This is a genomic window from Klebsiella sp. KE9456 (genome assembly GCF_043832615.1).
Taxonomy (GTDB): Bacteria; Pseudomonadota; Gammaproteobacteria; order Enterobacterales; family Enterobacteriaceae; genus Klebsiella; species Klebsiella indica.
This window is the reverse complement of the sequence record NZ_JBDYQK010000038.1, coordinates 20,334-27,029: the sequence shown is the minus strand read 5'-3', so window position 1 is coordinate 27,029 and position 6,696 is coordinate 20,334. Positions and strand designations below refer to the sequence as shown.

Sequence of the window (6,696 nt, the reverse complement as noted above, 5' to 3'; positions counted from 1 at the left end):
GTCACACCGGGGCATAAAACCGGTGGTTGCAGAAGTATTCGGTGGAGCGGTAGTTCAGTCGGTTAGAATACCTGCCTGTCACGCAGGGGGTCGCGGGTTCGAGTCCCGTCCGTTCCGCCACTTATTAAAAGCCCTGAACGTTTGTTCAGGGCTTTTTTGCTTTTTGCATACCATTTAGCGATCATATTAATACCTGGATTTTGTCACTCGATGATAGCAACTTGAGTGCCGTGCTGGCGGGTAACGATTGCTTGATTAAACCGGAAACTCGCATCATGCGCTCCCTGTACGCTAAAACCCTTTTATAGCGCTTTAGGGAGTTGTTTCGCATGTTCACTGAGAAAATCGATAAATGCCCTTATTCGCGTGCTTACGGCTTTGTCGCTGTAGTAAACAGCATTAAACGGCATTTCAATCGGCAGTCGTTTGTCGGCCAGTAGCTCAATAAACTCACCTCCGGCAATTTCTTTATCTACCATATAATCGGACAGGCAGGCGATACCATTACCGGCCAAACACAACTGCTTGATTGTTTCTCCGCTATTCGACGATATCTCGCTTTTGATCTCCAGTAACTGACCATCGCAACAGGAGATCGGCCAGGTATTTAATGAAACAGGTTCACTAAAACCCAGACACTGGTGATTTTGTAGTTCAGCGACGCTTTGTGGTGTTCCGTAACGTGCAAGATAGTCCGGAGACGCGATAATTTTTCGGTAGCTATTAAACAATAGCCTGGCGCGCAGGCTGGAATCAGTCAGCGTACCGGCGCGAATGGCGACATCAACTTTTCGTTCAATCAAATTGATGAAGGTTTCGGATGAGACGAGCGTAAGGCTGATCTGCGGGTAGCGTTCACGGAAGGGCTTTATCAATGGCATCAGGAAATGCAATATCACTGGCGTAGCCGCATCAACGCGTAACAATCCTCCCGGTGTCGTCCGACTCTCCAGAAGCTCATTTTCGGCGGCGGTCATCTCCTGAAGTACAACCTGCATTCGTCGGAAATAGCGCTCTCCCTCTTCAGTCAGCCTTAGCTGGCGTGTAGTGCGGTTAAGCAAGCTTACGCCGAGTTTTGCTTCCAGCTTTTTCACCGCCCGACTGATTGCGGAATTGGCTTGTCCTAACTGTGCCGCTGCGCGGCTAAAGCTGCCATTCTCTACCACGGCGACAAAGATAGCGATTTCTTCTGAGGTAGCTCTCATTATTGCTCTTGTGGCAAAACGACACGGTTATTTTGACTAGTTTTGTTATTTAAACACCTCTTCATACCTGGTGTCACCTGAATCCTGACAATGTGGAGCACTATCCCTCGGTGGCGACTGTCCATACTTCCGCCCTGAATATAATTTGGCGAAAACGTTAGGGTGTTGTGTGTCGGGAAGGATGAAAGGTGTCGTTTAATAAGCCCTGGTCGGGAGCTATGCGCTTTTACGTGGAAGATTCAAGGTTTCTGGTGAATTGCATTGAAAGTGTATACAAAAATCCCTATAACAGAAGAACCAGTCGCAGTCAGGCTGGTTTCCTGTTATCGAGGTTTGATGCCTAAATTGCGAAAGAATACCTATGCCATGCGCTTTGTTGCCGGACAGCCAGCGGAGAGGATTTTACCTCCGGGGGCGTTTGCAGGCATGATGCCGGTTTTTCCTGCCGGAGAGCCGTTAAGTTCGGATGAAAAAATCCGCGTGCTGGTATGGAACATCTTCAAACAGCAGCGCGCTGAGTGGAAATCGGTGCTTAATAATTTTGGCAAAGATGCGCATCTGGTGCTGTTACAGGAAGCGCAAACCACGCCTGAATTAGTAAAATTCGCCACCTCTAATTATCTGGCCGCTGATCAGGTTCCGGCGCTGGTATTGCCTCAACACCCTTCTGGCGTGATGACGTTAGCCTCTGCGCACCCTGTGTATTGCTGCCCATTACGTGAACGGGAGCCGATACTTCGGCTGGCGAAATCGGCGTTAGTTACCGTTTATCCGTTGCCGGATTCTCGTCTGTTGATGGTAGTGAATATTCATGCGGTTAACTTCAGTATTGGTGTTGATGTTTACAGTAAGCAACTGTTGCCGATTGGCGACCAGATTGCCCATCACAGTGGGCCGGTGATTATGGCGGGCGATTTTAATGCCTGGAGCCGTCCGCGAATGAACGCCTTATATCGCTTTGCGCGTGAAATGTCGCTGCGTGAGGTCCGCTTCTCTGACGATCAGCGCCGCCGCACTTTTGGCCGTCCGCTCGATTTCGTGTTCTACCGGGGATTAAGCGTACACGATGCTTCCGTCCTGGTGACGCGTGCTTCCGATCACAACCCGCTACTCGTCGAATTTAGTCCCGGCAAGCCTGATTAATTAAGGTATGTCAGGCCTGCCACGGGGCAGGCCGGCGTAAGCCTGGTGCTGCCTTTATTACTCAAATAGCCGAAGGAAATGCAATGACAACACGCTCTCATCATGACAACGTCGAAAAACAGTTTGGTTCACAGGCCAGCGCTTATCTGACCAGCGCCGTACACGCATCCGGGCGCGATCTGCAACGCCTGGCCGAAAGGCTGGCTGACTTCCCGCAGGCACAGGTGCTGGATATGGGATGTGGCGCTGGACATGCCAGTTTTGCTGCGGCAGGGAAGGTTGCGCAGGTGACGGCGTATGATTTATCCAGACAGATGCTGGACGTTGTGGTTCAGGCCGCCGGGGATAAAGGTCTGGCTAATATTGTGACTCAGCAGGGGTATGCCGAGTCTTTGCCTTTTGCTGACAGCAGCTTTGATGTGGTGATTAGCCGCTATTCTGCACATCACTGGCATGATGTTGGACAGGCATTACGTGAAGTGAAGCGGGTACTGAAACCAGGCGGTGTGCTGATTATTATGGATGTTATGTCCCCCGGGCATCCGGTTCGCGATGTCTGGTTACAGACCGTCGAGGCGCTGCGCGATACTTCCCATGTCCGTAACTATTCCAGCGGTGAATGGCTGGCAATGGCGAACGAGGCGGGACTGGCGATTAATCATCTGCTGACCGACCGTTTGCCGCTGGCGTTCAGTTCATGGGTGGCACGGATGCGAACGCCTGCGGCGCTGGTGGAAGCCATTCGCTTATATCAGGAGAGCGCATCGGCGGAGGTTAAAGCTTACTTTGCGTTGCAGCAGGATGGTTCGTTTACCAGCGATACGATTATGTTTGAGGCTCACAAGGCTCTCTGAAGCAGAGAAAAACAAAAGGCACCGGGTGGGTGCCTTTTTTGTGTTTACTGAATCATCAGGATTCTGGGCTGTCGCTGTTTTTCACAAATAGCGTCAACTGATCGCCCGGCTTCAGGTTGTCAGTATCGCTATTCCAGCGCATCACATCACGGATGTTTACGCCGTGGCGCCGGGCAATACTCGACAGCGAATCACCTTTACGCACGCGATAGGTAATGCTGCCGTTGTTGTTGCTTGCCAGTCGCTCTGCACTGGTACCTGCGCCAATCACCAGATTCTGACCCACTCTGATGTTTGAACCGCGAATGCCATTCCATTGCTGCAGATCTTTCGTCGATACACCGAGGCGCGATGCGATACCGGAAATCGTGTCGCCAGAACGCACCCGGTAGCTACGGCTGATCAACGCGCTGTTATCCGCAAGCTGAGTCGGCTGCACAGCGGCAATATCGTCGGAGGCCAGAGACTCACGCAACTGTGCTGCATGTTTCTGCGGCACCAGCACGTATTTTGGCCCATTCGCGCCAAGTGTTGGCCCTTTGACGCCCGCATTGAAGCGCTTCAGCTTACTTACTGGCATTCCTGCCATATCGGCTAGCTGTGTAATCTCAACCGGCGTGTCGAGGCGCACGCGCGCCAGTGCACGACTTTCATCTGCCGTGGGCAGCTTCACACCATAACGCTTGCTGTTCTTGAGAATATCGCTCAGTGCCAGCATTTTCGGAACATATATTCTGGTTTCCCGTGGTAATGAGAGCGACCAGAAATCAGTGGGCTTGCCACGAGATTTGTTCGCTTTGATAGCCTTCATTACCCGGCCTTCGCCGCTGTTATAGGCTGCGATGGTTAACAACCAGTCTCCGTCGAACATTTTGTTCAGACGTTGCATCATGTTTAACGCTGCCGTTGTCGAGGCAACGACGTCACGACGGGCATCATAATTGTGAGTCTGTTTCAAACCATAATTGCGCCCGGTACTCGGAATGATCTGCCAGATGCCGGCAGCATTAGCGCCAGATGTCGCATATGGGTTAAAAGCGCTCTCCACTATGGGTAGTAATACCAGCTCCATAGGCATGTTACGTTTCTTAACTTGCCCGGCTATCCAGTACATATACGGCTCTGCCCGTAAAGTTACATCGTGGAGATAGCTCTTGTTTCTTAAGTATTTCTGTTTTTGTTCGCGAATCCGGGCATTTTCCGGAATTCCCATCTTTAGCTCGTCGCCTATGGCCGTCCACAGATCCTGGTCTTGCGCGTAGAAGGTTCCATCATCTAACCAGCGCGCATGACTTGTGAACTTGCCTGCATCCCCTTGACTCGCTGCAGAAAGGCTCTGTGCGCGCTGTTGTACCGTGCCATCATGTTTAGATGCCTGGCACCCCACCAGCAGGACAGAGGCGAGTAAAATCGCTCGTGCCTTCATGTGTGTGTCAATAGTTGCTTAAAAGACGAGCAAGGATAACGGTGAAGTCGACTGAAGACAAGAATTAAATATCAGAAGTCGTCTTTCTTTGACCTTAACCAGGCAAATCTTTTTGCAGAGTGTTGCAAATTTGTTTCTTTGGATATTTCTTGAATCAAATCATGATCATCTGTGCGTAAAAATAAATTTATACGGCGCTCGTTTTTCAGCGTTACGGGGAGCGTTTTTTGTTTTTTTGCGCGTAACTCCTTAACTTTGCGATAGTAATCATTTATATCTCTATCATGGGGCAGGATGCTTAATGCAAACTTCATATTTGCTAAAGTATACTCATGTGCGCAACATATTAGCGTTTCCTCAGGAAGCGCATTAATCTTCTTAAATGATTGATACATCTGCTCTGCTGTCCCTTCAAATAATCTGCCGCAGCCGCCGGAAAACAGGGTATCGCCACAAAATAGATAAGGTTTTGTGAAGAAGCAGATGTGTCCTAAAGTGTGACCTGGAGTGGCAAAAATTGAAAATTCGTGCCCCAAAACGGAAATGCTTTCTCCGTCAGCCACGACATGGGTCGTTCCCTTATTCTGGGTTTCCGCTGGCCCATAAACCGTGATCGCCGGGAACGCTTCACAGAGTTGTTTTACGCCGCCCACATGGTCGTGGTGGTGATGCGTTAAGAAAATAGCTTCCGGTTGCCAGTGATGTTGTTCGATTGCTGCCAGTACGGGAGCGGCTTCACCTGGGTCGACGATCAGACAGCGTCCGCTATCCTCACTAAGAACCCAGATGTAGTTGTCCTGCAATGCGGGAATACTGATAAGATTCATAAATTACCTCTTAAAGCGTAGCGGAAGGTTGCGATGAAGCCGGCAAGGATACCTCATACAGTTACAGCGCCTGAACATTGGTCCAGCATGCCGTGGGGCGAATATTATCGCGAATCGCTGGAACGGCAGATGAAACCGTGGCTGGCTAAATTATATGGCTTTCATTTACTTAAGATTGGCAATCTGAGCGCGGAAATCAATACTGAGTCTTGCGCTATTTCTCATCAGGTCAATGTCTCTTTACAGGGCAATCCGATGCAGGTAATGGCGGATCCTCTCCATCTCCCCTTTGCGGAGAAATCCGTTGATGCCTGCCTGCTGGCGCACACTTTACCATGGTGTAATGATCCGCATCGTCTGCTGAGAGAAGCTGACAGAGTGTTAATTGATGATGGCTGGATAATTTTAACCAGTTTTAACCCTGTGAGTCTGATGGGGTTGCGCAAGCTGGCACCTGTATTACGCAATAAGTGTCCGTATAACAGTCGCATGTTTACGCTAATGCGCCAGATGGACTGGCTGGCGTTACTTAATTTTGAGGTTTTACACTATGGTCGTCATCAGGTTCTGCCGTGGTCTCGTTATGGGGGAAAATTGCTTAGTACGCATCTCCCTGCGTTGGGATGTTTGCAATTGATTATCGCGCGTAAGCGCACGATCCCCTTGACGCTGAATCCCATGAAATCAAGCAAAGCGAAAAACCGGATACGCCAGGTGGTGGGCGCCACACGACAGTGGCGCAAGAGGCAGAATTAACCCTCTGTCTGTGTCTGATATCCGGTATCATCCTGAGTAGGTGCTGCTGCTGCTGCGCGCGCCAGTTCGTCGCAGCGCTCGTTTTCAGGGTGTCCGGCATGGCCTTTGACCCATTCCCATTTTATTTTGTGTTGCCCCAGGGCGGTATCCAGGCGTTGCCAGAGATCGACATTTTTGACTGGCTTTTTGTCCGCAGTTTTCCAGCCACGTTTTTTCCAGTTGTGGATCCATTGAGTAATCCCCTGTCTTACATACTGGCTGTCGGTGCTGAGAATGACTTCACACTGCTCTTTCAGCGCTTCCAGGGCGACGATGGCCGCCATCATCTCCATGCGGTTATTTGTTGTAAGGAAAAAACCTTCGCTGAAGGTTTTTTCCTTCCCCCGATAGCGTAAAATTGCACCGTAGCCGCCGGGGCCTGGATTTCCCAGGCAAGAACCATCGGTGAAAATTTCTACCTGTTTAAGCATCTCTGGTAGACTTCC

At 50.3% G+C, this 6,696-nt stretch carries 7 protein-coding genes and 1 tRNA gene; 4 read left to right on the top strand and 4 right to left on the bottom strand.

Translation table 11 applies throughout. The features are described 5' to 3' along the window. Positions 1-43: 43 nt before the first annotated feature. Positions 44-120: transfer RNA gene (locus ABK821_RS23975), tRNA-Asp, on the top strand. 182 nt (positions 121-302) lie between these two features. Here ABK821_RS23975 and yafC read toward each other — a convergent pair. Continuing rightward, complete coding sequence (gene yafC, locus ABK821_RS23970) at positions 303-1,205, bottom strand: DNA-binding transcriptional regulator YafC (RefSeq protein WP_343179072.1); 903 nt, start codon at positions 1,203-1,205, stop codon at positions 303-305. A gap of 345 nt (positions 1,206-1,550) precedes the next feature. On the opposite strand from yafC, the gene ABK821_RS23965 reads away from it, so the two are divergent. Further along, entirely contained in the window at positions 1,551-2,348 is a 798-nt protein-coding gene (locus ABK821_RS23965) for an endonuclease/exonuclease/phosphatase family protein (protein ID WP_138363030.1), read from the top strand. Between the two features lie 83 nt (positions 2,349-2,431). Next, positions 2,432-3,202, top strand: a complete 771-nt coding sequence (locus ABK821_RS23960) for a class I SAM-dependent methyltransferase (protein WP_138362996.1) — start codon at positions 2,432-2,434, stop codon at positions 3,200-3,202. Between the two features lie 55 nt (positions 3,203-3,257). Here ABK821_RS23960 and mltD read toward each other — a convergent pair whose 3' ends face one another. Together mltD and gloB are read right to left on the bottom strand one after the other, a co-directional pair. After that, positions 3,258-4,628 carry a murein transglycosylase D gene (gene mltD, locus ABK821_RS23955; protein WP_138362997.1) on the bottom strand — a complete coding sequence of 457 codons (1,371 nt, stop codon included), beginning with the start codon at positions 4,626-4,628 and terminating at the stop codon, positions 3,258-3,260. 71 nt (positions 4,629-4,699) lie between these two features. Next, positions 4,700-5,455 (bottom strand): hydroxyacylglutathione hydrolase, encoded by a 756-nt coding sequence (gene gloB / locus ABK821_RS23950; RefSeq protein ID WP_138362998.1) that lies wholly within the window; start codon positions 5,453-5,455, stop codon positions 4,700-4,702. A gap of 33 nt (positions 5,456-5,488) precedes the next feature. Between gloB and ABK821_RS23945 the strand changes: the two genes are divergently transcribed. Beyond that, positions 5,489-6,211 carry a class I SAM-dependent methyltransferase gene (locus ABK821_RS23945; RefSeq protein WP_138362999.1) on the top strand — a complete coding sequence of 241 codons (723 nt, stop codon included), beginning with the start codon at positions 5,489-5,491 and terminating at the stop codon, positions 6,209-6,211. Here the strand turns inward: ABK821_RS23945 and rnhA are convergent. After that, the gene (gene rnhA, locus ABK821_RS23940) at positions 6,208-6,681 is read right to left on the bottom strand and encodes a ribonuclease HI (RefSeq protein WP_138363000.1); all 474 of its coding nucleotides are present in this window, start codon (positions 6,679-6,681) and stop codon (positions 6,208-6,210) included. The two genes, ABK821_RS23945 and rnhA, sit on opposite strands and share 4 nt — an antisense overlap. Between the last annotated feature and the right edge of the window lie 15 nt (positions 6,682-6,696).

Coding starts and splice junctions, on each gene's coding strand:
- yafC (WP_343179072.1), bottom strand. CDS start 1,205: ATGAGAGCTACCTCAGAAGAAATCGCTATCTTTGTCGCCGTGGTAGAG.
- ABK821_RS23960 (WP_138362996.1), top strand. CDS start 2,432: ATGACAACACGCTCTCATCATGACAACGTCGAAAAACAGTTTGGTTCA.
- ABK821_RS23945 (WP_138362999.1), top strand. CDS start 5,489: ATGAAGCCGGCAAGGATACCTCATACAGTTACAGCGCCTGAACATTGG.
- gloB (WP_138362998.1), bottom strand. CDS start 5,455: ATGAATCTTATCAGTATTCCCGCATTGCAGGACAACTACATCTGGGTT.
- rnhA (WP_138363000.1), bottom strand. CDS start 6,681: ATGCTTAAACAGGTAGAAATTTTCACCGATGGTTCTTGCCTGGGAAAT.
- mltD (WP_138362997.1), bottom strand. CDS start 4,628: ATGAAGGCACGAGCGATTTTACTCGCCTCTGTCCTGCTGGTGGGGTGC.